Raw genomic sequence first — 25,890 nt, 5'->3', positions numbered from 1 at the left:
GCATGCTGCTCGATCCGATCACCCTCGCGATGGGAGGCCTCGTCACCGTCGCCATCGGCTCGCTCGCCGCCGCGGCGCGGTCCTTCAGCTCGGACCGGGATCCCGCCGTGCGGCGCCTGCGCGCCGCGGCGCCGGATCCTCACGCCACGCCGGTCGCGGCGGTCGTCTCGGGCGAGCGTCTCGACGCCGCCGCCAGCGCCGCAGCACGCCGGAGCTCCGCGACGAACGGCGACGACGCCGAGTCGCGCCTGCGGCGACAGCTCGTCTGGGCGGGGTTCCGCTCGATGCGTGCGCCCACGATCTTCGTCGCGACGAAGGCGATCCTGTCCTTCGGGCTGTTGCTCGGATTCCTGTTCGTGAACGCGACGCGCGCCGAGCCCTTCCCGTTCGCGCTCGGGATCGCCATCTGGCTCGGCGGCGCCGGCTTCTTCCTGCCGAACCTCTGGCTGTCCTCGCGCGTCGCGAACCGCCTGCGTCAGATCGATCGCGCTTTGCCCGATGCGCTCGACCTCCTCGTCACGTGCGTCGAGGCGGGGCTGGGCCTCGACGCGGCGCTGCAGCGAGTCTCTGCCGAGATCGCGCTCGCGTGGCGGCTCCTCTCGAGCGAGCTGCGGCTCACGTTCCTCGAGGTGAAGGCGGGTATCCCGCGCATGGACGGCTTCCGCCGGCTCGCGGCGCGCACCGGCTCCCCCGAGCTGCGAGCGCTGGCGGCGACGCTCACGCAGACCGAGCTCTTCGGCACGAGCATCGCCGCGGCGCTGCGCGTGCAGGCGGAGAGCATCCGCATCCGCCGCATGCAGCGCGCGGAGGAGCGGGCGGCCTACGTCGCGGTCAAGATGACGCTCCCGCTCGTGCTGTGCATCCTGCCCGCGCTGTTCGCCATCATCATCGGCCCCGCCGCAGTGAACATCTCGAAGACCCTGCTGCCCATGCTCGGGGGGACGCGATGAGCCGGATGAGCTCCCTGGCGATGCTCTCCGCGACCGTCCTCTTGGCGGGGTGCGCGACGGCGCGGCACGCCAAGACCGGCGGCGTCTCCGGCGTCCGGCTCGCCGTCGCGCGCGACCTCGTCGACCGCCACCAGTACGGCGATGCGCTCGCCGCGATCCAGGCCATCCACGACAGCGACGGGCGCTCCGCGGCCACCCTGACGCTCCGGTCCCGCGCCTACCGCGGCCAGGGCCTCACGGACGACGCCGAGAACGACCTCCGGGAGGCGCTGCGACTCGACCGCAACTACGCCCCGGCGCACGCCGCGCTCGCGATCGTGCACGACGAGGCGAAGCGCTGGCCGGACGGCGAGAAGCACCACCGGCGCTCGACGGAGCTCGACCCGCTGAACGCGTCGTACCTGAACGACTGGGGCTGGGCCCTCTACCGGCAGGGCCGCACCCAGGACGCGCTCACCCGCCTGCAGCAGGCGGTGCGGCTCGATCCGATGCCGGCGCGCTATCACAACAACCTCGGCTTCGCGTACGCGCGCGCCGGAGACTTCACGCGCGCGGCGCAGCAGTTCGGCGTCGCCAGCCCGCCCGCCGAGGCGAAGAACAATCTCGGCTACGCATACGAGCTCGCCGGCAATCTGCCGCAGGCGTTCGAGGCGTACTCGGACGCGGTGCGGCTCGCGCCCGGGCTCGCGCGCGCGCGCGCAAATCTGGAAGAGGTCGCCCGCAAGCTCAACCGCGCGGTTCCGTCGGAGCCGGCGCGGCCTGAGAAGGTGCCCTCGGGGAGGCTGCAATGAAGACCGTCGTCGTGGGGACGCTCGTCGCGCTCGCCGCCGGATGCGCGAGAGAACACCTGACCGAAACGCATGGCCGCGCCATGCGCGAGATCATGACGGCGCAGCGCGCGAACCCCGCCGCCCCGCGCGGGCCCGCACCTGCCGCGCTCGACGGGCTCGACTCCCAGGAGGCGACCATCATCGCCGAGACGTACCGGAAGAGCCTCGCTCCGAAGGGCGAGCGGGTCGAGGAGCCGCCGGTCCTGCTCCTCTCGCCGCAGGCGAACCGGGATCGCCAGCGGCCACTTGCGCCGTCGGTGCCGCCCGCGAGGTAGGAGGACGGTATGCGCGCGCACGGCGGGAGACGTGAGCGAGGGGCGGTCGCGGTCATCGTCGCGATCATGCTGCTCGTGCTCGGCGGGTTCATGGCGCTGTCGCTCAACGTCGGGCACCTGATGTCGGTTCGAGGCGAGCTGCAGAACGCGAGCGACTCCGGCGCGCTCGCGGGCGCGTGGGACCTGGACGGCACCGCCGACGGCATCGCGAAGGCGCGCGTCGCTGCGCTCGACTACGCGGCGAGGCACGCGACCGATTTCGAGCCGTTGAAGAACTCGGACACGATCGTCGAGTTCGGCTACTGGAGCGTGAACTCCAAGAAGTTCTTCCCGATCTCCGATCCGACCTCGACGCCGGAGCTCCTCAACGCGACGAACGCCGTACACGTCACGGCGACGCGAGCCGGGAACAACCCGGCTCCCGTGTTCTTCCCCGTGTTCCTCGGCGACAAAAACACGGCGGACGTGGGGGCGGACGCGATCGCCGTGCGCGGAGGCCCGTGCGTCGAGAAGTGCGGCCTCCCGCTCGCGTTCGCGAAATGCCAGATCCTGAACCAGACCGGCGGCCTCAAGACCTGCGAGGAAGGTCTACCGCTCTATTTCCACAGCGACTCGGCCGACAACATCGGGTTCACGGTGATGAACCAGTATCCGGACGTCAGCACGAGCTACATCCGGATGATGCTGGATGGCTTCAAGACCGATCCGCCGACGTGCGGGTCGCCGGTGTTCGCGGACCCCAGCGTCCTCGTCGAGGTGGCGAACGGCTCGAACCTGAACCCGACCATCGACGACTTCGCATTCCTCATGGGGAGGGGGCCTTACCCGGTCCCGATCATGGATCTCCCGTGCGACGCACCGCCCCCCACGGGCACGTGCTCGACGACGGGCGGCACGGACTCGAAGTTCGTGAAGGCGGCGCCGCTCGTCGGGTTCGCGAGCGTCACGGTCGCCTACGCGGGCCTCGTGAAGGACTTCCCCACGGACAAGCCCCTGCCGCCGGGCTCCGAGTGCTGGGGTAAGAACTCGAAGGTGCTCGTGCTCACGCTGCACTGTGACGTGCCGACGAAGGCGACGGCGGGCTGCGAGTTCTTCGGGCTGCTCCCGCCGCCGAAGCTGGTCAAGTGACCAGGAGGCGCTCGATGATCCCCGCAGATTGCCGCTGTTCCTTGCGTGCGCTGTGGAACGACGAGACGGCCCCCACGGCGGCCGAGTACGCGATCATGCTCGCGGGTATCGCCGTGGCGATCTTCGCGACCGTCGCGTCTTTCGGTGAGGCGGTGAACGGCCTGTTCGCGAACGTCGTCGCGAAGTGGCCGCCGTGACGAGCCTGGCGACTCTGCGACCGAACCTCCGCCGCATCCGATCCCGCGTGGCCGCCCTCGCCTGCGAGTCGAGAGGCGCGCTGTTGCTGGGAGTCGCAGGCGGGAGAACCGAGCGGCGGGAGCCGGAGCGGCGGGCGGCGAGCGTCGTCCTCGTGTTCGCTCTGACCTTCGCGGCCGTCACTCTCGCCGGCGGCGGGAGGCTCCTGCAGGACCCGGGGACGCTCTGGCACACTCTCGCGGGAGAGCGGATCTTCGCGCACGGCTTTCCGCGGGAGGACTGGCTCAGCTTCACGTTCGGCGGTCGGCCCTGGATCGCGCACCAGTGGCTCGGGGAATGTCTGATGGCCGCGCTCCACCGGCTCGGCGGGCTCGACGCGCTCGTCGTCGCCACCGCGGGCGGGATCGCGCTGCTCCTCGCCGCGCTTTTCGCCCGGCTCGTCGCGTCCGGCGTCAGCGCCCTCTGGGCGCTGCTCGTCGTGGCGCTCACGGTGGTGGCGAGCGCGCACCACTTCCACGTCCGGCCGCACATGCTGTCGATGTTCGCGTTCGCGTGGCTGTACGCGCGGCTCGCCGACGTGGACGCCGGACGCCGAGGGCTCGGCTCGCTCTGGCCCGTTCCGATCGTGTTCCTCGCGTGGGTGAACGCGCACGGCGCGGTCGTGGGTGGGCTCGCGACGCTCGCGCTGTTCGCGCTGGCGTGGCTCGGCACGTGGGCGGCGGGAGCGCGGTCTCCGATCCGGAGCCGGCGCGAGGCGGTCGGGGTCTGCGCGCTCGCCGTGGCGAGCGTCGCCACGATCCCCGTCACTCCCTACGGCCTCGACACGGCGCGCGCCTGGTTCGCGATCCTCGCCTCGCCCGGGCTGCCCCGCTTCATCGTGGAGCACGCGTCGCTCGCGCGGACGGGATCGTGGCAGGTGCTCGCGCTCGTGGCCCTGTACGCTGCGGCGCTCGCGGGCGCGTCCCGGACCACGCTGCGGGCCTCGACGCTCGTGCCGCTCGCCTGGCTCGTGCTCGCGTTCGATCGCATCCGCCACGCGCCCTTCTTCGCGATCGCAGCGGCCATCGCGCTCGCCGAGCTCCTCCCGAACGCCCGATGGGTGGAGGCGCTCGCGCGCCGCGGCTTCCGGGTGCGCAGCGCTCCGCGTGCACCGCCGGGGACGCGGTTGGCATTCGGCAGCGTGGGCGCCATCGCGGCGGCGGTCGCGGCGGTCGCGATCACCGGGACCGCGGCGGGTCGCTCGCCGGTCCTCGCCCGCCTCGACCCGGGGCGCTGGCCAGTCGAGCTCGTCCCGGCGCTCGTCGAGGCGGAGCGGGAAGCGCCGGCCGGCGCGCCCATCCTGAACGACATGCCGTTCGGCGCGTTCATCGCGTACGAGGCGCCCGGGCTCCGGGTCTTCGTGGACGACCGCTGGGAGCTCTACGGAGACGAGTTCATGCTCGGCTACGTCCGCGCGGACGCCGCGTGGCTCGACGAGTGGGTGGCCCGCTCCGGCGTGAGCCTCGCGCTCGTTCAGAACGGCTCACGCCTCCAAGGCTACCTCGAGCGCGACGGTCGCTGGACCGCCACGGCGACCTCCGCAGCGGGAGCGCTCTACCGGCGCACCGAGCTGGCGCGCACGAGGTGAGGGCGCGCGTCCTACGTCGGCACCGCCTCCAGGAACTTCTGCAGCGCCGCGTTGAACCCCTCCGTCGCCTCCAGGTTCGCGAGGTGCCCCGCCTTCTTCAGCTTCACGAGCTTCGCGCCCTTCACCGCCTTCGCCATCTTCTCGGACTCGGCCGGCGGCGTGAGGGAATCCTCCTCGCCCACGATGACGAGGGTCGGGCAGGTGATCTTCGCGAGCGTGGGCGTCGAGTCGGGGCGCTGCGCCATCCCGCGCTGCGCCGCGGCCACGCCGGCGGGCGTGCCGCGGCGGATGAGATCCCGCACCTCCTTTACGACCGCCGGATCGGGGTCGGGCCGGAGGAGCTTCGGGACCATCTCGTCTGCCACCCACCCGAGCCCCTTCTCGAGCGCGGTCTTCGCGAACTTCTCGCGCCCGGCCTTCCCCTCGTCCGTGTCAGCCGCCGCCTTCGTGTCGCAGAGCGCGAGCCCGCGGAAGAACCCCGGGATCTGCCGGTACAGCTCGAACGAAAGGTAGCCGCCCATCGAGAGCCCTGCGACGGCCGCGCGCTCCACGCGAAGGTGCGCGAGCAGCGCCCGCACGTCCTCGGCGAGCACCTGCATCGTGGACGCCTCGCCGCGCGGAGTGGACTGGCCGAGCCCGCGGTAGTCCGGCGCGACGATCCGCCAGCGCCCCTCGAGCGCCGCGATCTGGCGCTGCCACATGCCGGAGTTGAGCGGGAAGGCGTGCAGGAGGAGTAGCACGTCCTTGTTGCCGGTCCCCGCGTCGCGGTAGTTGAGCTCCGTGCCGTTCACGTTTGCGATGGGCATGACTCAACGTTTATCCCTTTTCGGCCCGGTTGCCGGACGTCCCTGCGGGGCCGGGCCGCCTTGGCCCCTACCTCGGGCTTCGGCAGGCTCGGCCCGGGCGGGCAGGGGGCGCCAGCCCTCGCCGGCGATACCGAGCGGCCAAGTTCGTCCGGGGCGGTTATGAATGAGGCCGCCGTCGCGACCGGCGACGGAGCAAGGAACGGGATGGTGAACCAGGATACGGCTGCTCGTCCGGCCACCCAGGCGGGGACGAGCGAGGGCATCGGCTACTTCGCGCGCTTCGGCGTTACCGAGCGGATGATCGCGCAGACGCTCGCGACCGCGCTCGCGCGGGGCGGCGAGCACGCGGACGTCTTCTTCCAGCACCGCGTCGGGTCCGACCTCGGCCTCGAGGACGGCGCGGTGAACCGCGCCTACGCGACGGTGGAGCTGGGCGTCGGCGTGCGGGTCGTGAAGGGCGACCAGACGGGCTACGGCTACACGGAGGACCTCTCCCTGCCGGCGCTCCTCGAGTGCGCCCGCACCGCGGCGGCGATCGCGGATGGCGCCTCGCGGCCCATCCCGGAGCGGCTCCACGTCCGGGCCGGCTTGCCCGATCGGTACCCCCTCATCCGCCCGTGGGAGGAGATCCGGCCGCAGGAGAAGCTGCCGCTCCTCGCGGGCCTCAACGAGCGCGCGTTCGCCGCGGACGAGCGCATCAAGAAGGTGAACCTCTTCCTGCGCGACGAGTCGGGCGCGATCCTCATCGCCGACTCCTCCGGCCGCATCGTCGAGGACCGTCAGCCGATGACGCTCCTCTACCTGTCGGTGCTCGCCGAGGCGAACGGCCGCCGCGAGCAGAACGGCTACAACGTCGCCGGCCGCGCAGGCTTCGACTTCTACTCGCCGGAGAGGCTCGACCGCGTGGTGCGCGAGGCGGTCGCCCGCACCACCATCCTGTTCGACGCGGTGACGCCGCCCGCCGGCGAGATGCCGGTGGTCCTCGCCGCCGGCTCCTCCGGCATCCTGCTCCACGAGGCGATCGGCCACGGCATGGAGGCGGACTTCAACCGCAAGGGCGTCTCGATCTACGCCGACAAGATCGGCAAGCGGATCGCCCAGCCCTTCGTGCAGATCGTGGACGACGCCGCCAACGCGGGCGCGCGCGGCGCGATCAACGTTGACGACGAGGGCAACGACGCCGGCACGACGCACCTCGTGCAGGACGGCGTGCTCACGACCTACCTGCACGACGCCATCTCGGCGCGCCACTTCGGCGTGCGGCCCACCGGCAACGGCCGGCGCGAGAGCTACCGCCACGCGCCGCTGCCGCGCATGCGCTCCACCTACATGCTGCCCGGGCCGCACCGCACCGAGGAGATCATCCGCTCGGTGAAGAAGGGCATCTACTGCATGAACTTCTCGAACGGCCAGGTGAACATCGGCGCGGGCGACTTCACGTTCTACGTGAAGAACGGCTACCTCATCGAGGACGGCAAGCTCACGCGGCCGGTGAAGGACGTGAACATCATCGGCAATGGCCCGCAGGCGCTCGAGCGCGTGGACATGGTCTCGGACGACCTGGCCATCGACGAGGGAGGCTGGACCTGCGGCAAGGACGGGCAGAGCGTGCCCGTCTCGCAGGGCCTCCCCACCGTGCGCGTCTCGTCGATGACGGTCGGCGGCCGCGGCACGTGATCCTCTTCACGCCCGTGGCTCGACCTGCTCGCCACGAGCGGACCCACGCGACTCCTCTGCTCCGCTCGCCCTGAACCTTCCCAAGGGCGAGCGGAAGAACGGAAGAACGGTCCTCCATGTCCGACCTCCTCGACATCACCCGCCGCGCCGCCGCGCTCGCGCGCGAGAAGGGCGCGACCGACGCGTCCGCAGGCTCCTACCGCGCCCGCCACGTCGAGGTCGCCTGGCGCGACGGGAAGGTGGAGAAGGTCTCCGAGGCCACGACCCGCGGCCTGGGCCTCGACCTCTACGTCGACGGCCGCTACGCCGCCGTCTCGACGAGCGACCTGCGCCCCGACGCGCTCGACCGGTTCGTGGAGGACGCCGTCGCGCTCGCCCGCACGCTCGCGCCGGATCCGCACCGGCGGCTGCCCGAGCCGGAGCTCTACCGCGGCCAGGCGAACGTCGACCTCCAGCTCGAGGATCCCGACTACGGGAAGGTCGACGCCACGCGGCGGCGCGCCGAGGCGGAGGCGATCGAGGCCGCCGCCCGCGGCGTGCCCGGCGCGAGCGCGATCCTCTCCGTCACCACGAGCGTCTCCGACACGCGCTCCGAGAGCGCCCTCGTGCAGACGAACGGCTTCGAGGGCGAGCGGCGGGGGACCGACTTCTGGATCGGCGCCGAGGTGACGGTTCTGGATCCCGACGGTCGCCGGCCGGAGGAGTACGCGGCCTCGGGTGGACGGTTCCGGAGCGCGATGGAGGCGCCCGAGGCGATCGGCCGCCGGGCCGCCGAGCGGGCCATCGCCCGCATCGGAACCCGCAAGGGCGAGTCGGCGGTGCTCACCATGGCGCTCGACAACCGCGCGTCCGGCAGGATGGTCGGCATGCTGTTCGGCCCGCTCGCCGCAGCGGCCATCCAGCAGAAGCGCTCGTTCCTCGAGGGCAAGATCGGCGTGCAGCTCGGCAGCCCGCTGCTCACCGTGAAGGACGATCCGCTCGTGCCGCGCGGCCTCGGCTCGCGCCTCTACGACGGGGAAGGGATCGCAGCGCGGCCGTTCCCGGTGTTCGAGGAAGGCGTGCTGCGCAGCTACTACGTCGACACGTATTACGGGCGGAAGCTCGGCCTCCCGCCCACCACCTCGCGCAGCTCGAACCTCGCGTGGGCGCTGGGCGGAAGGTCGCAGGCACAGCTTCTCACCGACCTCGGCGAGGGCGTGCTCGTCACCGGCTTCCTGGGCGGCAACTCGAACGGAACGACCGGGGACTTCTCGCTGGGCGTGCGCGGTTTCCGCGTGCGCGGTGGCCGGCTCGCGGAGCCCGTGGGTGAGATGAACGTCTCGGGCAACCACCTCGAGCTGTGGAAGCGGCTCGCCGCGGTGGGTGACGACCCGTACCCCTACTCGGCGATGCGGACGCCGACGCTCGTCTTCGAAGCGGTTCAGTTCGCCGGTACGTGAACACGGACGGGGAGTCCGAGGTCGCTCGCCCGGACCCGGAGTCAAGGGACTGGCCCGCCGGCGGCGCGTGCACGTCCTCGCCTCGCGTTCGGCCGGACGTGCCGCAGGGGAGCCCGCGCAAGGCGCGCGCTCGATCGGTCCCTGTCGAGGACAGGCGCCGGACTTCCATGAGCCGTTTGGGGCATACCCGCGCCTCCGCGCGGCGCCGATTTGCCTCCCGGTCCAACCATCCGTAATTCTTATCCAGAATGGTCTCCGTACTTGTGGTGGACGATGAGAGCGACATCCGCGAAGCCGTGGCGGAGGTCCTGGCGGACGAGGGCTACGTGGTCCACGGCGCCGGGGACGGCGCCGAGGCGCTTCGCAAGGCGCGCGCCGTCCATCCGAACATCGTCCTGCTCGATCTCATGATGCCCGGCATGAACGGCTGGGAGTTCCGCGCCGCGCAGAAGGGCGATCCGGAGCTGTCGGACATCCCGGTGGTCGTGCTCTCCGCGCTCGGCCGCGTGGCCGGCATGGACGCGGCGGGCTTCATCCAGAAGCCGTTCGATCTCGACGAGCTGCTCGACGCGGTCCGCGAGTACGCCGACGGTCACGCGGGCGGCAGCGGCGGGCGGATCGACTCGCCCCACGCGCCGATGTAGCCGCGCCCTCAGCGCCGCGCGTCCTCCATCAACCAGGCGATCGCCGCCTCGGCCTCGCGCTGCAGCGCGGCCAGATCCTCCGTGAAGAGGTGAGTGGCGTTCGGGACCGCCGCGATCCGGCGCGGCCCGCGCGATCCCGCGAGCGCGAGCCGCACCTCGTCCGGCGTGCCGAACTCGTCGTTCGACGCCTGCACGATCGCGACCGGCTTCTCCACCGAGGTCACGAGCGCCGTGTCGCGGACGAGGTCGACATCGGCGGAGCGCAGGGCGAGCCCGGCGAGGAGCAGGCCGCGCACGCTCGCGTCGGCGCCGCCCGCGAGCACCGCCATCCACGCGCCGAACGAGAAGCCGCCCGCGAGGCGGGGGAGCTCCGGCCGCTCGCGCGCGAGCCAGGCGAGGGCCGCGCGCGCGTCGTCGGCCTCGCCCCGACCGCGGTCGTAGGCGCCGGCGCTGCGGCCCACGCCGCGGAAGTTGAAGCGGAGCGCGACGCCGCCCGCGGCGCGGACCGCCTTCGCGAGCCGGTGGGCGGCGTGCGTGTGCAGCGTGCCGCCGAAGCGCGGGTGAGGGTGGCACACCATCGCCGCGAAGCGCGGCGCGCCGCCCGCGGGGAGGCCGAGGGGCTCCTCGACGAGCGCCTCCAGCCGGCCGGCGGGTCCTGGGATGTCCACCTGCACTGGAGGCGCCTCCGAGGAGCGCGGCGCGAGGCCGGCCCGAGCGCCGGCCCGCCGTCGATCAGGAGAGCAGCGACTCGAACAGCCGCCGCCCGTCGTCGCGTCCGAGGATCGCCTCGGCCGCGCGCTCCGGGTGCGGCATGAGGCCGACGACGTTTCGGCGCGGCCCCCCGCAGATGCCGGCGATGTCGCGCGCCGCGCCGTTCGGCGCGCCGCCCACGTAGCGGAACAAGACGCTGCCCTCGCCCTCGAGGCGGTCGAGCGTCTCCGCGTCGGCGAAGTAGTTCCCCTCCGCGTGCGCGACCGGCATCGTGAGCGTCTGGCCGGCGAGGCCGCGGGTGAGCGGCGTCTCGCCGCCCTCGACGCGGAGCGTGACGTCGCGGCAGATGAACTTGAGCGAGGCGTTCCGCATGAGCACGCCGGGCAGGAGCCCCGACTCGCAGAGGATCTGGAAGCCGTTGCAGATGCCGAGGACCGGCCGGCCCTGCTTCGCGAACTCGACCACGTCCTCCATCACCGGCGAGAAGCGCGCGAGCGCCCCGCAGCGGAGGTAGTCGCCGTAGCTGAAGCCGCCGGGGAGGATCACGGCGTCGAGCCCGGCGGGGAGCCGGTCCTTGTGCCAGACGTACTCGGCCGGCGCGCCGCAGGCGTGCTTCACCACGTGGTAGACGTCGTGGTCGCAGTTCGAGCCGGGGAAGGTGACGATCCCGATCTTCATGGTCTCTCGCTCGGGTCGAGCGCCGTGGGCCGCTCGTGCTGGGACTGACGAGGCACGAGCGTCGGCCTCACAGCTCGATCCGGAAGTCCTCGATGACCGTGTTCGCGAGGAGCTTCTTGCACATCTCCTCGAGCCGCCTGCGCTCCTCCGCCTCCGGCGCCTTCTCGTCGATCGTCACCTCGATGTACTTCCCGAGGCGGACGTCGGAGACCTCGCCGTAGCCCATCGCGTGGAGCGCCCGGTTCACCGCCGAGCCCTGGGGGTCGAGCACTCCCCGCTTGAGCGTGACGTACACCCGCGCCTTCTTCGCCATGCGCGGCTTTATAACAGATCCACCCCCGCCGCGTTCCCGCCCTTTTGCTAGGGTTCCGGGGCCAAATGCCCCCCGCCCCCGACCTCCGCCAGTTCCTCCTCCTCGCCGCCGCGGCCGCCGCGCTCCTCGCGGTTCGCGCCGTGGTGGCGGCGCTCGAGGCGGCGCTCGTCGCGGTCGGCACGCCGCGCGCCCGGGAGCTCGCCGACGCCCCCTCGGCCGGCCGGCGCGCGCGAGCGCTCGCCGCGCTGCTCGCCGAGCCGGAGACGACCGCGTTCACCTTGCGTGCGCTGGTGACCCTCGCGACCGTCTTCGCGGGCGTGCTCGCCGCGGCGGCGGGCGCCGCCCTCGCGCCGGGCGCGCCCTGGCTCGCCGCCGCGGCGGTGGCCGGCGGGGTGGTGCTCCTCTCCCTCCCGCTCGCCGCCGGCGCGCGCGGCCTCGGCGCGGCGCACGGCGAGATCCTCGCGCTCGCGTTCGCGCCGCCGTTCGTCCTCCTGCGCGCCCTGGCCCGACCGGCGGCGGTGCTCGTAGGCCTCGCCGCCGGCAAGAACGCCCGCTTCTCGAACCCGCCGCCGCCGCTCGACGAGATGGAGCGCGCGCTCTCCGAGTACGCACGCGCCCACGGCGCGGGCGGCGGAGCGGCGACGACGACGGAGCTCATCCACGCGGTGTTCGAGTTCCGCGACAAGATCGCGCGCGACGTGATGGTGCCGCGCACCGACCTGGTCGCGCTCGACGTGGACACGCCGGTCTCCGAGATCCTCCGCATGATGGCGGAGGAGGGGCACTCGCGGATGCCGATCTACCGCGGGACCCTCGATCACGTGCTCGGCGTCCTCCACGCCCGCGACCTCGTCCCGATGCTCGCCCACCCGGAGCTCATCGTGCTCCGCGACATCCTCCGCCCGGCCCACTTCGTCCCCTGGTCGAAGCCGGTGGATCAGCTCCTCCGCGAGATGCAGCGCCGCCGGCTCCACATGGCGCTCGTGGTGGACGAGTACGGCGGCATCATGGGCGTCTGCACGCTCGAGGACGTGCTCGAGCAGATCGTCGGCGAGATCGGCGACGAGTTCGAGCAGGAGGAGGGGCGGAGCGTCGAGGTGCACGGCGACGGCACGTTCACGGTGCTCGGTGCGACGCCCATCTCCGAGTTCAACGCCGCCGCCGCCGCCGCCGTCCCGGAGGACCAGGGCTTCGAGACCGTCGCCGGCTTCCTCAACTCGCTCGCGGGCGCCATCCCCGCGAAGGGCGACCGGTTCTTCTGGCGAGGCTGGGTCTTCACCGTCGCGGAGGGCGACCCCCGCAAGGTGACGAAGATCCGCGCGGCGCGCATCAAGCGCGCGTGAGCGGGCGGGCTGCCCGGCGCTCGATCCACGCTGCGGCGGCGAGACGCCCGTCGCGACGCGACCCGCGTGCGAGTGGCCGGGCGTGTGCGCCGTCCCTACCTCGTGACTCATGAAGGAACGGAACGGCGTCCGCGTCGGGCAGCGCGTGCGGGACCTCGAGGGGAAATCCCTCGGGCGGGTGAAGCACGTGTACGACTGGGGCTTCGACGCGTCGAAGGGGTTCCCGATCCTCTTCCGCAGCGACTACGTGTTCCGCTACGACGAGGTGCGCGGCATGCGGGACGGCGCGCTCGTGATCGCGCGCACGGATCGCGACCTCATCGAGCTGGCGGAGGGCGAGATGCCAGCGTCCTGGCGCATCCCGGCGCCGCCCGGCTTCCCGGGGGTGGCGACGCCGCCGGAGGCGCACGCGGTCTTCGCCGGGCTCGCGGCGGCGCGGGCGGCGGGGACGGCCGCGCGCGCGCAGCCGCTCGAGCCCGCCCCATCCACCGCGGCTCCCGTCGAGTCGACCCTCTGGCGCGCGGAGGACGGCGAGCTCGGCGCGGGCGAGGAGCGGCGCTACGCCGAGCGCCGGGGCCAGGGGAGCGACGCCGCTCCGCCGGTCCAACCGTGACGTGACGGTCTGACCGATCTCGGGCCTCGCCGCCGGCGTGGTCCGCAGCCGGTGTCCGCGCTATCTTGCGCGCCCATGACCGACGCCAAGACCCTCGCCCCGGTGAAGCCGTCCGGGGCGTTCCGCTGGCTCGTGCTCCTCGCGTGCAGCGTCGCGATGTTCGGGAACTACTACGTCTTCGACGCGCTGTACCCGGTCACCCCCTTCCTGCAGGAGCAGCTCCACTTCACCGACCAGCAGATCGGGCTCCTCGACACCGCCTACAACGTCGCGGCGCTGCTCACGCTCATCGGCGGCGGGATGCTCATCGACCGGCTCGGCACCGCGCGCTCCGCGGTGCTCTTCGGCGCCGTCGGCGCGGCGGGGAGCGCGCTCATCGCCTTCCTGCCCGCGCTCGTGCCCGGCTCGCCGGCCATCGCCATGGCGGCGGGCCGCTTCGTGCTCGGCGTCGGCTCGGAGCTCTTCATCGTCGCGGCGACGACCGTGGTCGGGCGCTGGTTCAAGGGGAAGGAGATCTCCTTCGCGCTCGCGGTGCAGCTCCTCATCGCCCGGCTCGGCTCGTGGACCGCCGACAAGTCACCGAGCTTCGCGAAGGGGCTCTTCCACGACTGGCAGCCGCCGCTCCTCCTCGCCGCCGCGCTCGGCCTCCTCTGGTTCGTCTTCGCGATCGTGTACGCCACGCTCGAGACGAGCGCGGCGCGCCGCTACGGCGTCGCGACCGCGGGCCACACCGACAAGCTCGTCTGGAAGGACCTCGTCCGCTTCAGCCGCGGCTACTGGTGGGTGGTCGGGCTCTGCGTCGCGTTCTACGCGACCATCTTCCCGTTCCGCACCTTCGCGAACCTGTTCTTCATCCAGGCGCACGGCGTCGCGCCCGACCAGGCCGGCACGCTCAAGAGCTGGCTGCCCGCGGTGTCGATGGTCGGCATGCCGCTCTTCGGGCTCCTCGCGGATCGCATCGGCAAGCGCGCGCTGCTCATGACCATCGGCTCGGCGCTGCTCGTTCCGCCGTTCCTGCTCATGGCGTACACGCGGGCGCCGCTCGAGCTCTCGATGGGGATGCTCGGCCTCTCCTTCGCGCTCGTGCCGGCGGTGCTGTGGCCGGCGGTCACCTACCTCGTGCCCGACGCGCGGCTCGGCTCGGCGTACGCGCTCATGACGTTCTGCCAGCAGATCGGCTGGGCAGGGATGAGCTGGGGCATCGGCGCCGCGAACGACGCCGCGGGCGCGTCCCCGCAGCACCCCGCGGGCTGGCTCCCGGCGATGTGGATGCTCGCCGCGCTCGCCACCGCCGGCTTCGTCTTCTCGTTCCTCCTCTGGCGCGAGGAGCGGGGACCGAGCGCGCACGGCCTCGAGACGGCGGCCGGCGGCCACGCAGCGTGAACCGACCCAGATCACCGGGAACGCGCGGCCGTCAACAATTTGCCACCCGGATCCCGATCTCGTAAGCTGCGATATCTCCGCAAGATCCTGGGATCAGGACGGGATCTTCGACGGCGATGGGGCAGGGCGGGCGAATGGACGGGGTGGAAGGGGCGAAGACCATCGTCGAGCCGGAGGAGTTCCTCCGCAGCGCGCTCGAGAAGATCGTGTTCTTCGAGTGCCGCGTCTCCCAGCTCGAGAGCGAGCTCGCCGCGGCGCGCACCACCGCGGAGCGCGCGCGCGGCGACGCCGCCCAGGCGCGGCGGCGCGAGGTCGATCTCGAGCAGGCCCTCGCGGCCGAGCGCGGCCAGCGCGGCGACGCGCAGGCCCGGGTGGACGAGCTCGAGGAGCGCGTGCGGCTGCTCCAGGAGGAGCGCGAACGGCTCCTCGGCGGGCTCGTCGAGCGCGCGCGCCTGACCGGGGCCACCGGCGCCGACGGCGCGCCCGGCCCCGAGGAGGGCGGCGCGGACCTCGCCGGCTTCATCGCCGAGCTGCGCGCCGAGATCGAGACGCTCCGCGCCTGGAAGGCGGCCGCCGAGGTGGCCGGTCTCGGCCGCACGGCCGGAGTCGACCTCTCCGCCCCGGCGGCGCACGAGGCCGTGCCCGAGCGCAGGGCCTCGCCGCGGCAGGCCCTCGACGGCCGGACGGGGCCGGAGTCCGTCTCCATGGTCGCCGACCGCTTCGCCTCCGGCGGCCGCATGGGCCTCACCGCGCGCGACAGCGACCAGATGAAGGCGCTCCTCGGCACGCGCGCCGATCGCGCGCTCTACGAGCGCTCCCTGGACGATCTCTCCGCCCCCGAGGCGGGCCGCCGCCTGCGCGCCGTCCGCGCGCTGGAGGCGCTCGGCTCGAAGGCGGCCGCGCCGCTGCTCGCCGCCGCGCTCGGGCGCGAGCCGGAGGCCGAGGTGAAGGCCGCGCTGCTCGCCGCGCTCGCACGCTTCAAGGAGCCCTTCGCGGCCGACCTCGCGGCGCGCGCGCTCGAGGACGCGCGTCCGGCGGTGCGCGTCGCGGCGCTCGAGGCCCTCGCGGCCGTCGCGGCGGACGGCGCCGAGGAGCGGCTCTCCGCGGCGCTCGGCGATCCGAGCCCCATCGTGCGCCGCCGCGCGGCGATCCTCCTCGGGTTCGCCCCGGGCGGCCGCGCCGAGGAGGCCCTCGCCGCCGCGCTCTCCGACCCGGATCGCGGCGTCGCGCGCGCCGCTGCGGCAGCGCTCTCCGGCCGCCCCACCGCCCGCGCGCAGGGCGCGCTCGCGCGGGGGCTCGAGCACCCCGACGCGTCCGTGCGCCGCGCCGCCGCGACCGCGCTCGGCCGGCTCGCCGGGGAGAAGGTGGATGCCGATGCGCCCGCCTCGGCGCGGCGCGCCACCTCGCGCAGGATCGCGGAGAAGCTCGCGGCGATGGGAGGGGAGGAGCTCCGCGCGGCCGTCCTCGCGTCGCTGCCCTCCACGGCGCCGAGCGTCGTGACCGAGTCCCGGCTCACGACCCCGGCACGAGCAGTGAGCCCGACCGCGACCCGGCCCGCGGCCCCAACCGCGACCGCGACCGCAGCTCGGCCCACGGCCCAGACCGCGACCCGGCCGGGCACCCCGACCGCCCGGCCCTCCATCATGGGCCCCGCTCGCCCTGCGGCCGCGGTGCAGGTGGCCTCGCCGGCGGCGCTCCTCGCGCGCGCCGCAGTCGCCGTCGCCACCCTCGAGGACGGCGAGGCCGCGCCCGCGGCGAGCGGCGACCTCGGCGCCGCGATCGTCTCGGAGGTCCGCGCCTCGCTCCGCGGCTGCACCGCCGCCGATCTGGCGCGCGTGCTCGAGGCCGAGCCGGCCCGCATCGACACCGCCCTCGCCGCCCTCGCGGCTCGCGGAACCCTCGTCCAGCGCGGTGCGCGCTGGTTCATGTGCTAGGGGAACGGAATGGAGAACGTCCGCTACACCGCGAAGCGCCTCGCCGAGATCGTCGGCGTGACCGCGAAGCAGGTCGAAGGCGCGCTCGGGAAGAGGGACGGGTTCGCCCCCGATGACCTCCCCGTGCTGCGCGAGAAGCTGCGCCGCCCGGCCGAGCCGTTCCCGCCGCGCATCCAGCTCTTCCTCAACTTCAAGGGCGGGACGGGCAAGACCAGCCTCTCGTCGTCTTACGCCTACCGGCTCGCGGAGCGCGGCTACCGCGTGCTCATGATCGACCTCGACAGTCAGGGGCACGCGACGAAGTGCCTCGGCAAGGAGGGCGGGAGCTTCGCCCACACGCTGCAGGACGTGATCATCCGCAGGCGGCCGCTCGACGAGGTCACCGTCTCGACGGGGATGCCGAACCTCTCGCTCGTCCCGGCGAACCTCACCATGAGCACCATCGACCTCGCGCTCATGCCGCTCGCCGGCCGCGAGTTCCGGCTGCGGAACGCGCTGCAGGGCGTCGCGGGCAAGTACGACTTCGTGGTGCTCGACGCGCCGCCGTCCTTCGGGCTCCTCAACCTGAACGCGCTCATGGCGGCCTCGGACCTCGTCATCCCGGTCCTCGCCGACTTCCTCTCCTACGACGGGCTCCGGCTCCTGTTCGAGACCATCCAGGGGCTCGAGCAGGACCTCTCGCACCAGCTCGAGAACATCTTCATCGTCGTGAACGCCTACAACCAGACGTTCAAGATCGCGCGCGAGGCGCTCGGCGCCCTCCGCCAGCACTACTCGGACTACCTGCTCGACTCCGTCGTCCGCCAGTGCACCAAGTTCGCCCAGGCGTCCTCCGAGGGCTGCCCGATCTTCGGGTACGACCCGGACTCGAAGGGCGCGACCGACATCGAGGCGGTCCAGAACGAGATCCTCGGGCGCATCCGCGCGGGCCTCGCCGAGGCGGGCGCGGCAGGAGCGTAGCCATGCGCAAGGCCTTCGACGCCAACGTCCCGAAGCTGCGGCCCCGCCTCAAGAACGGCGCCGTCTCCGCCGTCGCGCCCGACGCGAACGCCGGCATCGCCGCGGCGGCCGAGGAGGCCGCGCAGGTGAGCGCGTCGATGGCGGCGACCGTGGCGGAGGAGACCGCCGAGGAGACCGCGAGCCCCGCGATGACGATGGAGGAGTCGGTCCAGGCGGAGCTGCCCGCCGCGATCCCGGCGCGAGCCGCGACCCGGTCCGCGCCGGCCCCCACTCCGGCGCCGGTGCCGGCGCCCGCGGTCGCTCCTCCGGAGCGTGGCGCTTCCGCCGTCGAAGCACGGGAGGGAGCCGTCGCGAGCCCCGCGTCGCCCGATCCCGCGAACGACGTCCTCTCCCGCCGCGACCGCCTCGAGAAGATCAAGCGCCGCGTCGCCGAGGCCGCCCGGCCCACGCCCCGCGTCGATCCCGTCCCGGCCGATCCGGCCCGCGCCGCCGAGAGCGTGCTCGCGCTCGTCCGCGACCTCGAGGTCGAGCTCGTGCGGGCCCGGGAGCGCGAGGACGCGCTGCGGGCGGACCTCGGAGAGGCGCGCACCGAGCTCGGCCGCGCGGCGGGCGAGGCCCGCGTCTCCACCGAGCGCCTCGTCTCCGCGGAGGCGGAGCTCGCCGAGAAGCGCGGCGTGCTCACCGACCTCCTCGGCGAGATGACCGCGCTCGAGGAGGAGCGCGACGAGGCCCTCCGCCGGGCGCAGGCGATGGCCGCCCTCGACGAGGAGCGCGCGCGTCTGCTCGAGGAGGTCACGCGCAAGGCGGACGAGGAGGCCCGGCTCCGCGCCGAGCGCGAGGAGGAGGTCGAGCGGCTCTCCGAGGAGCTCCGCGCCGGCTCCACCGAGAGCGCGCGCCTCCGCAGCGCAGTCGGTGAGCTCGCGCGCGAGCGGGATCAGCTCGCCGGCGAGCTCGATCGGCTGCGCCGCGAGCGGGACGAGCTCTCCGCAGCGAAGCGCGCGCTCGAGCAGGTGCACGCGGCGCTCGCGCAGGCGCGGGCGCGGCTCGGGTAGCTCCTTCGCCTCCGGTGAGGTGGGCCCCCAGGCGCCCGTGTGTCCCGCGCGCCGAGATCCACCCGCATCCCGCGCGGAGTCTCTGCGCTCGCTTCACGATATGTGCGTCCACTTCGTCGCGGATCGCGACGCCATGCCGCGCCTCGCGGGTCGCGGCGCCGGCGCGATCGAGCGCTAGAATCCGCCCGGCATCGAGGACGGGCGCGCAGCGTCGGCGCCCGCCCGCGGCCGGGGGAAGGAAGAGATGGCCTGCGCTCGCGTGTCGGGATGTCCGCTCTACAAGGCCTTCGCGATGAAGTCGTCGCTCCGCGTCTGGCAGTCGTACTACTGCGACGGCGACTTCAAGCGCTGCGAGCGGCTCCGCCGCTCGACGGCCGGTGAGCCCGTGCCGCCGAACATGCTCCCCAACGGAAGGCTGCTCGACATCCCGATCGACCAGATCGAGGACTGACTCCCGGCGAAGGGGCCGCGCCGGCTCGAGCCGCTACGGCACCTGCGACCGCGACGACGTCGGCCGCTCGAACGGCCAGACGTTCCCCTCGCGCCGCTCGCGCATCCGGTCGAGCGCGTCGTAGGCGGCGTACTTGTAGGCCTCGCCGAGCGTCGGGTAGTTGAACACCGCCTCGATGAAGTACTGCAGGTCGCCCTTGTGGGACATCACCGCCGCGCCGGTGTGGACGAGCTCGGAGGCGTGCGGCCCGATGCAGTGGACGCCCAGGATGCGGCCGTTCTCGGCGTCGGCGATGAGCTTCACGAACCCGACCGCCTCGCCCACGAGGTTCGCGCGCGCGTTCTCGGCGAGGCTGGCGCGGCCGACGACGTAGGCGCGCCCCTGCTCCTTCAGCGTCTCCTCGGTCTCGCCCACCGACGAGAGCTCGGGGATGGTGTAGATGCCCATCGGCAGGATGTTGGACACGCGCTGCTTGAGGATGCCGCCGCAGGCGTGGCTCATGGCGACGCGCCCCTGTTCCATCGAGACCGAGGCGAGGCCGGGGAACCCGATCACGTCGCCCGCCGCGTAGATGTGCGGCACGGAGGTCTGGAACTGGGCGTTCACCTTGAGGAGCCCGCGCTCGGTCGCCTGGAGCCCCGCCGCCGGGAGGTTCAGCGCCTCGACGTTGCCGACGCGGCCCGAGGCGACGAGCACCTTCTGCGCGACGATGCGGCCCCCGTCCTCGAGGGTGACGAGCACGTCCTTCTGGCCCGGCTCGATCTTCGCGGCCCGCGTCTGCTGGTGGAGGTCGATGCCGCTCGACCGGAACACCTCCTCGAGCGCGTGCGACATCTCCGCGTCGAGCCAGGAGAGCAGCCGGTCCTTCGAGTCCACGAGCTTCACGTTCACGCCGAGCGCGGCGAACAGCGACGCGTACTCGCAGCCGGCGACGCCGCCGCCCAGCACCGCGAGGGAGCGCGGCACGCGATCGAGGAGCAGGATCGAGTCGGAGTCGTAGACGTGCGCGTTGTCGATCGGGTACTGCGGCGGGTGGAACGGGCGCGTGCCGGGGGCGAGCAGGATGACGTCCGCCCGGAGCTCCTGCGTGCCGCCGTCCGGGACCGAGACCCGGATCGTGTGCGGGTCGACGAAGCTCGCCACGCCGCGGAACTGCTCCACGCCCGCGTGGTTCAGGGCGTTGCGGATGCGGGAGTGCTCGCGGCCGGTGACGAGGCCGCGCCGGCCCATGAGCTCGGGGATGGTGACCGTGCCCGAGACGCGGAGCTCGATGCCGTGGGCGTCGCGGCTGCGCGCCTGCTGGATGGCGAGCGCCGTCTCGCGCAGCGCCTTGGAGGGGATGGTGCCGGTGTTGGCGGAGGCGCCGCCGGGGACGGCCTCCTTCTCGATGAGGGCGACCTTCTTGCCGCTGAACGAGGCCTGGATGGCGCCGTTCTCGCCTGCGGGACCCGAGCCGATGACCACCACGTCGTAGCGCAGCATGCGGCCCGCTTATAATGCAGCCTCCCCGGGAGTTCGATATTGTTAGCGGCTCCCGTGCAGAACGCCCCGAAGAACCCCGCCCTCGGCGCCGTCCGCAAGAACCTGATGGTCGAGCTGGACGAGCGGCGACGCGCCCTCACCCGGGCCGGGAAGCGCCTGTTCGACTTCGGGCTCGGCGATCCGAAGGAGCCGACCCCGCCCTTCCTGCGCGAGGCGCTCCGCGCCGCGGTCCCCCTGGTGTCGCAGTACCCGAGCGCGTTCGGCACGCCCGCCCTCCGCCGCGCCGCGGCCGGGTACCTCGCCCGCCGCTTCGGCGTCACGGTGGACCCCGAGGCGCAGGTGCTCGCCTGCGCCGGGGCGAAGGAGGCGATCTTCCACCTGCCCCTCGCGTTCGCCGGCGATCCGGCGCGCCGCAAGGTGGTGATGCCCGACCCGGGCTACCCCACCTACGAGGTCGGGGCGCGCTTCGCCGGGCTCGATCCGGTGAAGGTCCCGCTCACCGCGGCGCGCCGCTTCCTCCTCGAGCCCGAGGACGTCGGCGAGGCGGTGCTGCGCGAGACGCTCGTCTTCTGGATCTCCTACCCGCACAACCCCACCGGCGCGGTCGCCCCGCGCGACTACCTGCGCCGGGTGGGGGAGGCCGCTCGCCGTTTCGGCTTCGTGGTGGCCTCGGACGAGTGCTACGCCGACGTCTACTTCGGCGCGCCGCCGCCCTCGATGCTCGAGGAGCAGGTGGAGAACGTGGTCGCGATCCACTCCTGCTCGAAGCGGAGCGGGATGACCGGCTACCGCTCCGGCTTCCTCGCGGGCGACGCGGACCTCATCGCGGTGCTGCGCGCGCTCCGGAGCCACCCTGGCGTCGCCTCGCCCGAGTTCGTCGCCGCGGCGGCGACGGCGGCGTGGTCCGACGACGCGCACCCGGCGGAGCGGCGCGAGATCTTCCGCAGGAAGCGGGACCGGTTCCTGGCGTTCTTCGCGGAGCACGGCCTCCTGGCCGACGCGTCGGAGGCCACGCTCTACCTGTGGGTGCGCGTGCCCGGCGCGGAGACCGCCGCGTCGTACGCGCTGCGGCTCCTGGACGAGGGGATCGTGGTGGCGCCCGGGCCGGCGTTCGGCGCGGGGGAAGGGTACGTGCGGGTGGCGCTGGTGCCGACGCTCGAGGAGTGCGAGGAGGCCATCTTGGCCTGGCGGAAGGTGAGGGCATGAACGACTGGAACGAGATCGAGCGGCGCGTCACGGCCGCGTTCGGCGATCGGCAGAAGCTCGCCGATCCGCAGCACCGCGCGGCGGTCCTCGCGGCGCTGCAGGGCCTGGATCGCGGCGAGCTGCGCGTCGCCCAGAAGGTGGACGGTGAGTGGAAGGTGAACGCCTGGCTCATGCAGGCGGTGAACCTGTACTTCGGCATCACCGGGATGGAGACCCAGGAGTTCGGGCCGTTCCAGACGCGCGACAAGATCCCGCTGAAGCACGGCCTGGAGGAGGCGGGCGTCCGGCTCGTGCCGGGCGGCGTCGCGCGCTTCGGCTCGTTCCTCGAGCCGGGCGCGGTGCTCATGCCCGGCTTCGTGAACATCGGCGCGCGCGTCGGCGCGAACTCGATGGTGGACACCTGGGCCACCGTCGGCTCGTGCGCGCAGGTCGGCCAGAACGTGCACCTCGCCGGCGGCGTCGGCATCGGCGGCGTGCTCGAGCCGCCCGGAGCGCGGCCGAACATCATCGAGGACAACGCCTTCATCGGCAGCCGCTGCATCCTCGTGGAGGGCGTGCTGGTCGAGGAGGAGGCGGTGCTCGGCGCGAACGTCGTCATCACCGCGTCCACGCCGATCATCGACGTGACCGGCGCGCAGGAGGTGGTCTACAAGGGCCGCGTGCCGGCGCGCTCGGTGGTCATCCCGGGCACGCGCCCGAAGCAGTACCCCGCCGGCACCTACCAGATCCCCTGCGCGCTCATCGTGGGCCGGCGCAGCCCGTCCACCGATCGGAAGGTCTCGCTCAACCAGGCGCTCCGCGACTTCGAGGTCCAGGTGTGACGCTCCAAGGCGCACCCGGCGGTGCTCCCGTCGAGTCGCTCGCCCAGCGCACCGCCGCGCTGTGCGGGATGTTCTCGCCCATCGGCCACGAGCGCGCCCTCTGCGACGCGATCGAGGCCTGGGCGCGGGTGCGCTTCCCGCGCGTCGAGCGGGTGAAGGACTCGCTCGTCGTGCGGGTGGACGGCGACGCCGTCCCCGGGCGGCCCACGGTCGCGCTCTGCGGCCACCTCGACACCGTCCCGGTGCACGACGAGGACCGGCACCCGCCGCGCCGGGAGGGCGGCCGCCTCGTCGCGCCGGGCGCCTCCGACATGAAGGGCGGCGTCGCGGTGACGATGGAGCTCGCCGAGCGGCTCCCGCGCCTGGCGCGCTTCTGCGACCTCGTCCTCGTGCTCTACGCGCGCGAGGAGGGGCCGTACCTCGAGAACGAGCTCGAGGACGTGCTGCGCGCGCCCGGCCTCCTCGGCGGGGTGGACCTCGCGCTCTGCCTCGAGCCGACCGACAACGTGCTCCAGCTCGGCTGCGTCGGCTCCATCCACGCGACCGTCACGTTCCGCGGCCGCGCCGCGCACTCGGCCCGCCCCTGGCACGGCGAGAACGCCGTCCACCGCGCGGGGGCGCTCCTCGCCGAGCTCCACGGGCGCGCGCCGCGCGAGGCCACGAGCGGCGGCCTCGTGTTCCGGGAGGTGCTCTCCGCGACGCGCATCGAGGGCGGCCACGCGCGCAACGTGGTCCCCGAACGCTGCACGCTGAACCTCAACTTCCGCTTCGCCCCCGACAAGACGCTCGACGCCGCCGCCGCAGAGCTCACTGCGCTCGCCGGGCGCCACGGCGCCGAGGTCGAGCTGACCGATCTGTCGCCGGCCTGCCCCGCCTACGCGGAGCACCCGATCGTGCGTCGCCTCCTCGAGCGGACCGGGATCGGCGTGGAGCCCAAGCAGGCCTGGACCGACGTGGCGCGCCTCGCGGTCCACGGCATCCCCGCGGCGAACCTCGGGCCGGGGGCCACGAGCCAGGCGCACCAGCGCGGGGAGTGGGTGGAGCTCGAGGCCCTCGCGCGCGGGTACGAGCTCTACGAGCGGTTCCTCACCGCAGGGTGAACGGCTCACCCGGGACGCAACCCCGGCGCCGCGCGGGGCTATGATCGCCCTCGCGTGCTCGCTCCCCTGACCCTCGCGCTCGCGCTCGCCGCTGCCGACGCCGCCAGTGAAGGGGCCGTTCCGGCGCCGGCTCCGGCCTCCACCGGGATCGCGTTCGCCCCGGCCGTGTCCTCGCTCTCCTCCCGCGCCGCCTCGGCGCTCTCCCCCGGCCGCCTCGGCCTCGCGCGGACGAGCGCCCAGGACGAGTACGGGTGGGAAGGCGGGGCCGAGGACGACGAGGGCGGGCCGCGCCTGTTCCTCACCGCCTGGGGCGGCGAGGCGTTCGATCTCGGCAGCGGCGACAAGCACTCCGGCTCGGCGTTCGGCGGCGAGGTCTCCTACGCGTTCGGCTTCGGCGACCTCGGGCTGTGGGGCTCCGCCTACAAGATCCGGAACGGCGGCCAGGACTGGGCACCCGTCGCGCTCCTGCGGTTCACGAATCGCTTCCAGACGCGGCGCGGGCTCGAGGCGGCGTTCACGTTCGGTGCCGGAGCGGGACGGCCGTCCGACTGGCGCGTCTGGTTTCAGGTGGCGCTCGGGCTGCGCCTCGACCTCGGGCCCATGTTCCTCGCGGGCGAGCTGTCATTCGAGCAGGACCAGCTCCTGCGCCTCTCCGGCGGCCTCGGCGTGAAGCTCTAGTCGGTCGTCCCCGACCGGGCCGCCGATGGCGGTTGAACCGGAGGGGAGGGGCGTTACATCGACGCGAGGTCGATCTCGCCGATGAACGCAAAGGAGCAGCGCCGATGAAGCACGTCCTCCTCGCCCTCGGGCTCGTCCCGGCCCTCGCCTTCGCGGCGCCGACGACCTGGAACGTCGATCCCGCCCACACCCAGACGAACTTCACCGTGCGCCACCTGGCGATCTCGAACGTGCGCGGCGAGTTCCAGAGCACGACGGGCGTCGTGAAGCTCGACGAGAAGGATCCGGCGAGGTCCTCCGTCGAGGCCACCATCGACGCGAACACCATCAACACCCGGGAGGACAAGCGGGACGCCCACCTGCGCTCGCCGGACTTCCTCGACGTCGCGAAGTACCCGAGCATCACCTTCAGGTCCACGAAGGTCCGGAAGGCCGGCAAGGTCTACGAGGTCACGGGCGACCTCACGATGCACGGCGTGACGAGGCCGGTGGTGCTCGAGGTGAGCGACCTCACGCCCGCGATGAAGGATCCCATGGGGATGGACCGCCGGGGCGTCCGCGCGACGACGAAGCTGAGCCGCAAGGCCTTCGGCCTCGAGTGGAACAAGATGGTCGAGGCGACGCCCGTCGTCGGCGACGAGATCCGGATCGAGATCGACGCGGAGCTGGTGAAGCAGCCGGCGGAGGGCGCGAAGGCGGCGGAGGCGACCCGGCAGCCTGCGCCGGCGAAGGTGGACTGATCGCGCTGCCCGCCGCCGGCCGCCGGACGCGGCTCGACGGGCGAGGCACCCCTCCGGACCGCACGTGACGGCGCCCCGGTCCTCGCGTCCACGAGCCCGAGCGCTCGTGTCCGGGAGGGTAGGCCGCCTCCCGCACGCTCCGTCCGCGCCGCGCCCCTCCCCCTGAACGTCCGGTCACTCCAGAGCGCGATACCTGCCGGCACGTCGGTTGCTCCGGGCGCGCGCATGCCGTCCCTCGCCTCCGACGCGCTCGTTCCGAGCCAAGATCGCCCTCGCGACCGGCTACTCGCCGACGGTCCGCGCGCGCTCTCCGACGCCGACCTCGTCGCGCTCCTCCTCGGCGGCGGCACCTCGCGGCACTCCGCCCGCGCCGCGGCGCTCGCGCTCGTAGAGGCGGTGCCGCTCGCCGAGCTCGCCTGGGCGCCCCCGGACGCGATCGCCAGCGCGCCGGGCGTCGGCCTCGCCCGCGCCGCCGCCCTCGCCGCCGCGTTCGAGCTCGGCCGACGCGCCGCGTGGGCGCCGCCCCGGCGCGGGGAGCGCTGCCTCGATCCCCGCCGCGTCGCGGAGCTCCTTCGCCACGCGGCGCACGCCGAGCGGGAGGGGTTCCACGTGGTCCTGCTCGACGTGCGCGGCCGGCTCCTGCGCGCGGTCCAGGTCGCGGAGGGCTCGCTCGCGCAGTGCCCGGTGTCCCCGCGCGACGCGCTCCGGCCGGCGGTGCGGGAGGGCGCTCACGGGATCGTGTTCGTGCACAATCACCCGAGCGGCGTTATGCGGACCTTCGCATTATGCGGAGCGCCCACCGGAACCCCGCGTCGGCGTGCGATTCGTGCGGTTCGGAGTCGGCATAATCGGGA

27 protein-coding genes are annotated in these 25,890 nt (G+C 73.4%); 22 read left to right on the top strand and 5 right to left on the bottom strand.

Annotation, left to right across the window (positions count from 1 at the left end; translation table 11 throughout):
• The first annotated feature begins 2 nt into the window (after positions 1 to 2).
• The 6 genes from MLV88_RS10765 to MLV88_RS10740 all read left to right on the top strand — a co-directional run bounded on the left by MLV88_RS10765 (position 3) and on the right by MLV88_RS10740 (position 5,005).
• Positions 3 to 950: a type II secretion system F family protein gene (locus MLV88_RS10765; RefSeq protein WP_243337468.1), complete on the top strand. Its 948-nt coding sequence runs from the start codon at positions 3 to 5 to the stop codon at positions 948 to 950.
• Between the two features lie 5 nt (positions 951 to 955).
• Complete coding sequence (locus MLV88_RS10760; RefSeq protein WP_243337467.1) at positions 956 to 1,741, top strand: tetratricopeptide repeat protein; 786 nt, start codon at positions 956 to 958, stop codon at positions 1,739 to 1,741.
• Positions 1,738 to 2,055, top strand: a complete 318-nt coding sequence (locus tag MLV88_RS10755; protein ID WP_243337466.1) for a hypothetical protein — start codon at positions 1,738 to 1,740, stop codon at positions 2,053 to 2,055. The genes MLV88_RS10760 and MLV88_RS10755 overlap by 4 nt, the downstream gene beginning before the upstream one ends.
• Positions 2,056 to 2,064: 9 nt before the next feature.
• Positions 2,065 to 3,183 carry a TadG family pilus assembly protein gene (locus MLV88_RS10750; protein ID WP_243337464.1) on the top strand — a complete coding sequence of 373 codons (1,119 nt, stop codon included), beginning with the start codon at positions 2,065 to 2,067 and terminating at the stop codon, positions 3,181 to 3,183.
• Between the two features lie 14 nt (positions 3,184 to 3,197).
• Positions 3,198 to 3,380 (top strand): Flp family type IVb pilin, encoded by a 183-nt coding sequence (locus MLV88_RS10745; protein ID WP_243337463.1) that lies wholly within the window; start codon positions 3,198 to 3,200, stop codon positions 3,378 to 3,380.
• A 152-nt stretch (positions 3,381 to 3,532) separates the two neighbouring features.
• The gene (locus MLV88_RS10740) at positions 3,533 to 5,005 is read left to right on the top strand and encodes a hypothetical protein (RefSeq protein WP_243337460.1); all 1,473 of its coding nucleotides are present in this window, start codon (positions 3,533 to 3,535) and stop codon (positions 5,003 to 5,005) included.
• Between the two features lie 11 nt (positions 5,006 to 5,016).
• Here MLV88_RS10740 and MLV88_RS10735 read toward each other — a convergent pair whose 3' ends face one another.
• Positions 5,017 to 5,811 carry an alpha/beta fold hydrolase gene (locus MLV88_RS10735; RefSeq protein ID WP_243337458.1) on the bottom strand — a complete coding sequence of 265 codons (795 nt, stop codon included), beginning with the start codon at positions 5,809 to 5,811 and terminating at the stop codon, positions 5,017 to 5,019.
• A 204-nt stretch (positions 5,812 to 6,015) separates the two neighbouring features.
• Here MLV88_RS10735 and MLV88_RS10730 point away from each other — a divergent pair, with 204 nt between their 5' ends.
• The 3 genes from MLV88_RS10730 (at position 6,016) to MLV88_RS10720 (ending at position 9,571) form a co-directional block, all read left to right on the top strand.
• Positions 6,016 to 7,488 carry a TldD/PmbA family protein gene (locus tag MLV88_RS10730; RefSeq protein ID WP_243337456.1) on the top strand — a complete coding sequence of 491 codons (1,473 nt, stop codon included), beginning with the start codon at positions 6,016 to 6,018 and terminating at the stop codon, positions 7,486 to 7,488.
• Between the two features lie 116 nt (positions 7,489 to 7,604).
• Positions 7,605 to 8,927 carry a TldD/PmbA family protein gene (locus MLV88_RS10725; RefSeq protein ID WP_243337454.1) on the top strand — a complete coding sequence of 441 codons (1,323 nt, stop codon included), beginning with the start codon at positions 7,605 to 7,607 and terminating at the stop codon, positions 8,925 to 8,927.
• Positions 8,928 to 9,175: 248 nt separating this feature from the next.
• Positions 9,176 to 9,571, top strand: a complete 396-nt coding sequence (locus MLV88_RS10720) for a response regulator transcription factor (protein ID WP_242333447.1) — start codon at positions 9,176 to 9,178, stop codon at positions 9,569 to 9,571.
• A gap of 8 nt (positions 9,572 to 9,579) precedes the next feature.
• On the opposite strand, the gene MLV88_RS10715 is transcribed toward MLV88_RS10720, so the two are convergent.
• The 3 genes from MLV88_RS10715 to purS all read right to left on the bottom strand — a co-directional run bounded on the left by MLV88_RS10715 (position 9,580) and on the right by purS (position 11,273).
• Positions 9,580 to 10,239 (bottom strand): alpha/beta hydrolase, encoded by a 660-nt coding sequence (locus MLV88_RS10715; protein WP_243337452.1) that lies wholly within the window; start codon positions 10,237 to 10,239, stop codon positions 9,580 to 9,582.
• Between the two features lie 64 nt (positions 10,240 to 10,303).
• Entirely contained in the window at positions 10,304 to 10,960 is a 657-nt protein-coding gene (gene purQ, locus MLV88_RS10710) for a phosphoribosylformylglycinamidine synthase subunit PurQ (RefSeq protein ID WP_243337450.1), read from the bottom strand.
• Between the two features lie 67 nt (positions 10,961 to 11,027).
• Positions 11,028 to 11,273 (bottom strand): phosphoribosylformylglycinamidine synthase subunit PurS, encoded by a 246-nt coding sequence (gene purS, locus MLV88_RS10705; protein ID WP_242333452.1) that lies wholly within the window; start codon positions 11,271 to 11,273, stop codon positions 11,028 to 11,030.
• 65 nt (positions 11,274 to 11,338) lie between these two features.
• On the opposite strand from purS, the gene MLV88_RS10700 reads away from it, so the two are divergent.
• The 7 genes from MLV88_RS10700 to MLV88_RS10670 all read left to right on the top strand — a co-directional run bounded on the left by MLV88_RS10700 (position 11,339) and on the right by MLV88_RS10670 (position 19,009).
• Complete coding sequence (locus MLV88_RS10700; protein WP_243337446.1) at positions 11,339 to 12,616, top strand: hemolysin family protein; 1,278 nt, start codon at positions 11,339 to 11,341, stop codon at positions 12,614 to 12,616.
• 109 nt (positions 12,617 to 12,725) lie between these two features.
• On the top strand, positions 12,726 to 13,229 hold the full coding sequence (locus MLV88_RS10695) for a hypothetical protein (RefSeq protein ID WP_242340721.1): 504 nt from the start codon (positions 12,726 to 12,728) through the stop codon (positions 13,227 to 13,229).
• Between the two features lie 75 nt (positions 13,230 to 13,304).
• Positions 13,305 to 14,612 (top strand): MFS transporter, encoded by a 1,308-nt coding sequence (locus MLV88_RS10690; RefSeq protein ID WP_242340722.1) that lies wholly within the window; start codon positions 13,305 to 13,307, stop codon positions 14,610 to 14,612.
• A gap of 134 nt (positions 14,613 to 14,746) precedes the next feature.
• A complete protein-coding gene (locus tag MLV88_RS10685; RefSeq protein WP_243337444.1) occupies positions 14,747 to 16,546 on the top strand; it encodes a HEAT repeat domain-containing protein in 1,800 nt (599 codons plus the stop codon).
• A 9-nt stretch (positions 16,547 to 16,555) separates the two neighbouring features.
• Positions 16,556 to 17,506, top strand: a complete 951-nt coding sequence (locus MLV88_RS10680) for a ParA family protein (RefSeq protein WP_242340724.1) — start codon at positions 16,556 to 16,558, stop codon at positions 17,504 to 17,506.
• A gap of 2 nt (positions 17,507 to 17,508) precedes the next feature.
• Complete coding sequence (locus MLV88_RS10675) at positions 17,509 to 18,558, top strand: coiled-coil domain-containing protein (protein WP_243337442.1); 1,050 nt, start codon at positions 17,509 to 17,511, stop codon at positions 18,556 to 18,558.
• 259 nt (positions 18,559 to 18,817) lie between these two features.
• Positions 18,818 to 19,009 (top strand): hypothetical protein, encoded by a 192-nt coding sequence (locus MLV88_RS10670; protein WP_242356670.1) that lies wholly within the window; start codon positions 18,818 to 18,820, stop codon positions 19,007 to 19,009.
• A 33-nt stretch (positions 19,010 to 19,042) separates the two neighbouring features.
• Here MLV88_RS10670 and sthA read toward each other — a convergent pair whose 3' ends face one another.
• Positions 19,043 to 20,491: a Si-specific NAD(P)(+) transhydrogenase gene (gene sthA / locus MLV88_RS10665; RefSeq protein WP_243337441.1), complete on the bottom strand. Its 1,449-nt coding sequence runs from the start codon at positions 20,489 to 20,491 to the stop codon at positions 19,043 to 19,045.
• A 54-nt stretch (positions 20,492 to 20,545) separates the two neighbouring features.
• On the opposite strand from sthA, the gene dapC reads away from it, so the two are divergent.
• From dapC to MLV88_RS10635, 6 genes are all read left to right on the top strand, one after another.
• Positions 20,546 to 21,697, top strand: a complete 1,152-nt coding sequence (dapC, locus tag MLV88_RS10660; RefSeq protein ID WP_242340728.1) for a succinyldiaminopimelate transaminase — start codon at positions 20,546 to 20,548, stop codon at positions 21,695 to 21,697.
• The gene (locus MLV88_RS10655; protein ID WP_242340729.1) at positions 21,694 to 22,518 is read left to right on the top strand and encodes a 2,3,4,5-tetrahydropyridine-2,6-dicarboxylate N-succinyltransferase; all 825 of its coding nucleotides are present in this window, start codon (positions 21,694 to 21,696) and stop codon (positions 22,516 to 22,518) included. Before dapC ends, MLV88_RS10655 begins: the two co-directional genes overlap by 4 nt.
• On the top strand, positions 22,515 to 23,618 hold the full coding sequence (dapE, locus tag MLV88_RS10650; protein WP_243337439.1) for a succinyl-diaminopimelate desuccinylase: 1,104 nt from the start codon (positions 22,515 to 22,517) through the stop codon (positions 23,616 to 23,618). Before MLV88_RS10655 ends, dapE begins: the two co-directional genes overlap by 4 nt.
• Positions 23,619 to 23,672: 54 nt before the next feature.
• A complete protein-coding gene (locus tag MLV88_RS10645) occupies positions 23,673 to 24,296 on the top strand; it encodes a hypothetical protein (RefSeq protein WP_243337436.1) in 624 nt (207 codons plus the stop codon).
• Between the two features lie 104 nt (positions 24,297 to 24,400).
• A complete protein-coding gene (locus tag MLV88_RS10640) occupies positions 24,401 to 25,036 on the top strand; it encodes a YceI family protein (protein WP_243337435.1) in 636 nt (211 codons plus the stop codon).
• Positions 25,037 to 25,261: 225 nt separating this feature from the next.
• A partial coding sequence (locus tag MLV88_RS10635) for a JAB domain-containing protein (protein ID WP_243337434.1) occupies positions 25,262 to 25,890 on the top strand: 629 nt, incomplete at its 3' end.

Origin of the sequence: Anaeromyxobacter soli (genome assembly GCF_022808855.1) — a bacterium.
In the GTDB taxonomy this organism is placed as follows: domain Bacteria; phylum Myxococcota; class Myxococcia; order Myxococcales; family Anaeromyxobacteraceae; genus Anaeromyxobacter; species Anaeromyxobacter soli.
This window is presented reverse-complemented; position numbering and strand designations above follow the sequence as displayed.

Bases quoted from the DNA above. Each gene is read 5' to 3' on its own strand.
- MLV88_RS10765 (WP_243337468.1), top strand. From the start codon at position 3: ATGCTGCTCGATCCGATCACCCTCGCGATGGGAGGCCTCGTCACCGTC.
- MLV88_RS10760 (WP_243337467.1), top strand. From the start codon at position 956: ATGAGCTCCCTGGCGATGCTCTCCGCGACCGTCCTCTTGGCGGGGTGC.
- MLV88_RS10755 (WP_243337466.1), top strand. From the start codon at position 1,738: ATGAAGACCGTCGTCGTGGGGACGCTCGTCGCGCTCGCCGCCGGATGC.
- MLV88_RS10750 (WP_243337464.1), top strand. From the start codon at position 2,065: ATGCGCGCGCACGGCGGGAGACGTGAGCGAGGGGCGGTCGCGGTCATC.
- MLV88_RS10745 (WP_243337463.1), top strand. From the start codon at position 3,198: ATGATCCCCGCAGATTGCCGCTGTTCCTTGCGTGCGCTGTGGAACGAC.
- MLV88_RS10735 (WP_243337458.1), bottom strand. From the start codon at position 5,811: ATGCCCATCGCAAACGTGAACGGCACGGAGCTCAACTACCGCGACGCG.
- MLV88_RS10730 (WP_243337456.1), top strand. From the start codon at position 6,016: ATGGTGAACCAGGATACGGCTGCTCGTCCGGCCACCCAGGCGGGGACG.
- MLV88_RS10725 (WP_243337454.1), top strand. From the start codon at position 7,605: ATGTCCGACCTCCTCGACATCACCCGCCGCGCCGCCGCGCTCGCGCGC.
- MLV88_RS10720 (WP_242333447.1), top strand. From the start codon at position 9,176: ATGGTCTCCGTACTTGTGGTGGACGATGAGAGCGACATCCGCGAAGCC.
- purQ (WP_243337450.1), bottom strand. From the start codon at position 10,960: ATGAAGATCGGGATCGTCACCTTCCCCGGCTCGAACTGCGACCACGAC.
- purS (WP_242333452.1), bottom strand. From the start codon at position 11,273: ATGGCGAAGAAGGCGCGGGTGTACGTCACGCTCAAGCGGGGAGTGCTC.
- MLV88_RS10700 (WP_243337446.1), top strand. From the start codon at position 11,339: ATGCCCCCCGCCCCCGACCTCCGCCAGTTCCTCCTCCTCGCCGCCGCG.
- MLV88_RS10695 (WP_242340721.1), top strand. From the start codon at position 12,726: ATGAAGGAACGGAACGGCGTCCGCGTCGGGCAGCGCGTGCGGGACCTC.
- MLV88_RS10690 (WP_242340722.1), top strand. From the start codon at position 13,305: ATGACCGACGCCAAGACCCTCGCCCCGGTGAAGCCGTCCGGGGCGTTC.
- MLV88_RS10685 (WP_243337444.1), top strand. From the start codon at position 14,747: ATGGACGGGGTGGAAGGGGCGAAGACCATCGTCGAGCCGGAGGAGTTC.
- MLV88_RS10680 (WP_242340724.1), top strand. From the start codon at position 16,556: ATGGAGAACGTCCGCTACACCGCGAAGCGCCTCGCCGAGATCGTCGGC.
- MLV88_RS10675 (WP_243337442.1), top strand. From the start codon at position 17,509: ATGCGCAAGGCCTTCGACGCCAACGTCCCGAAGCTGCGGCCCCGCCTC.
- sthA (WP_243337441.1), bottom strand. From the start codon at position 20,491: ATGCTGCGCTACGACGTGGTGGTCATCGGCTCGGGTCCCGCAGGCGAG.
- MLV88_RS10655 (WP_242340729.1), top strand. From the start codon at position 21,694: ATGAACGACTGGAACGAGATCGAGCGGCGCGTCACGGCCGCGTTCGGC.
- MLV88_RS10640 (WP_243337435.1), top strand. From the start codon at position 24,401: ATGAAGCACGTCCTCCTCGCCCTCGGGCTCGTCCCGGCCCTCGCCTTC.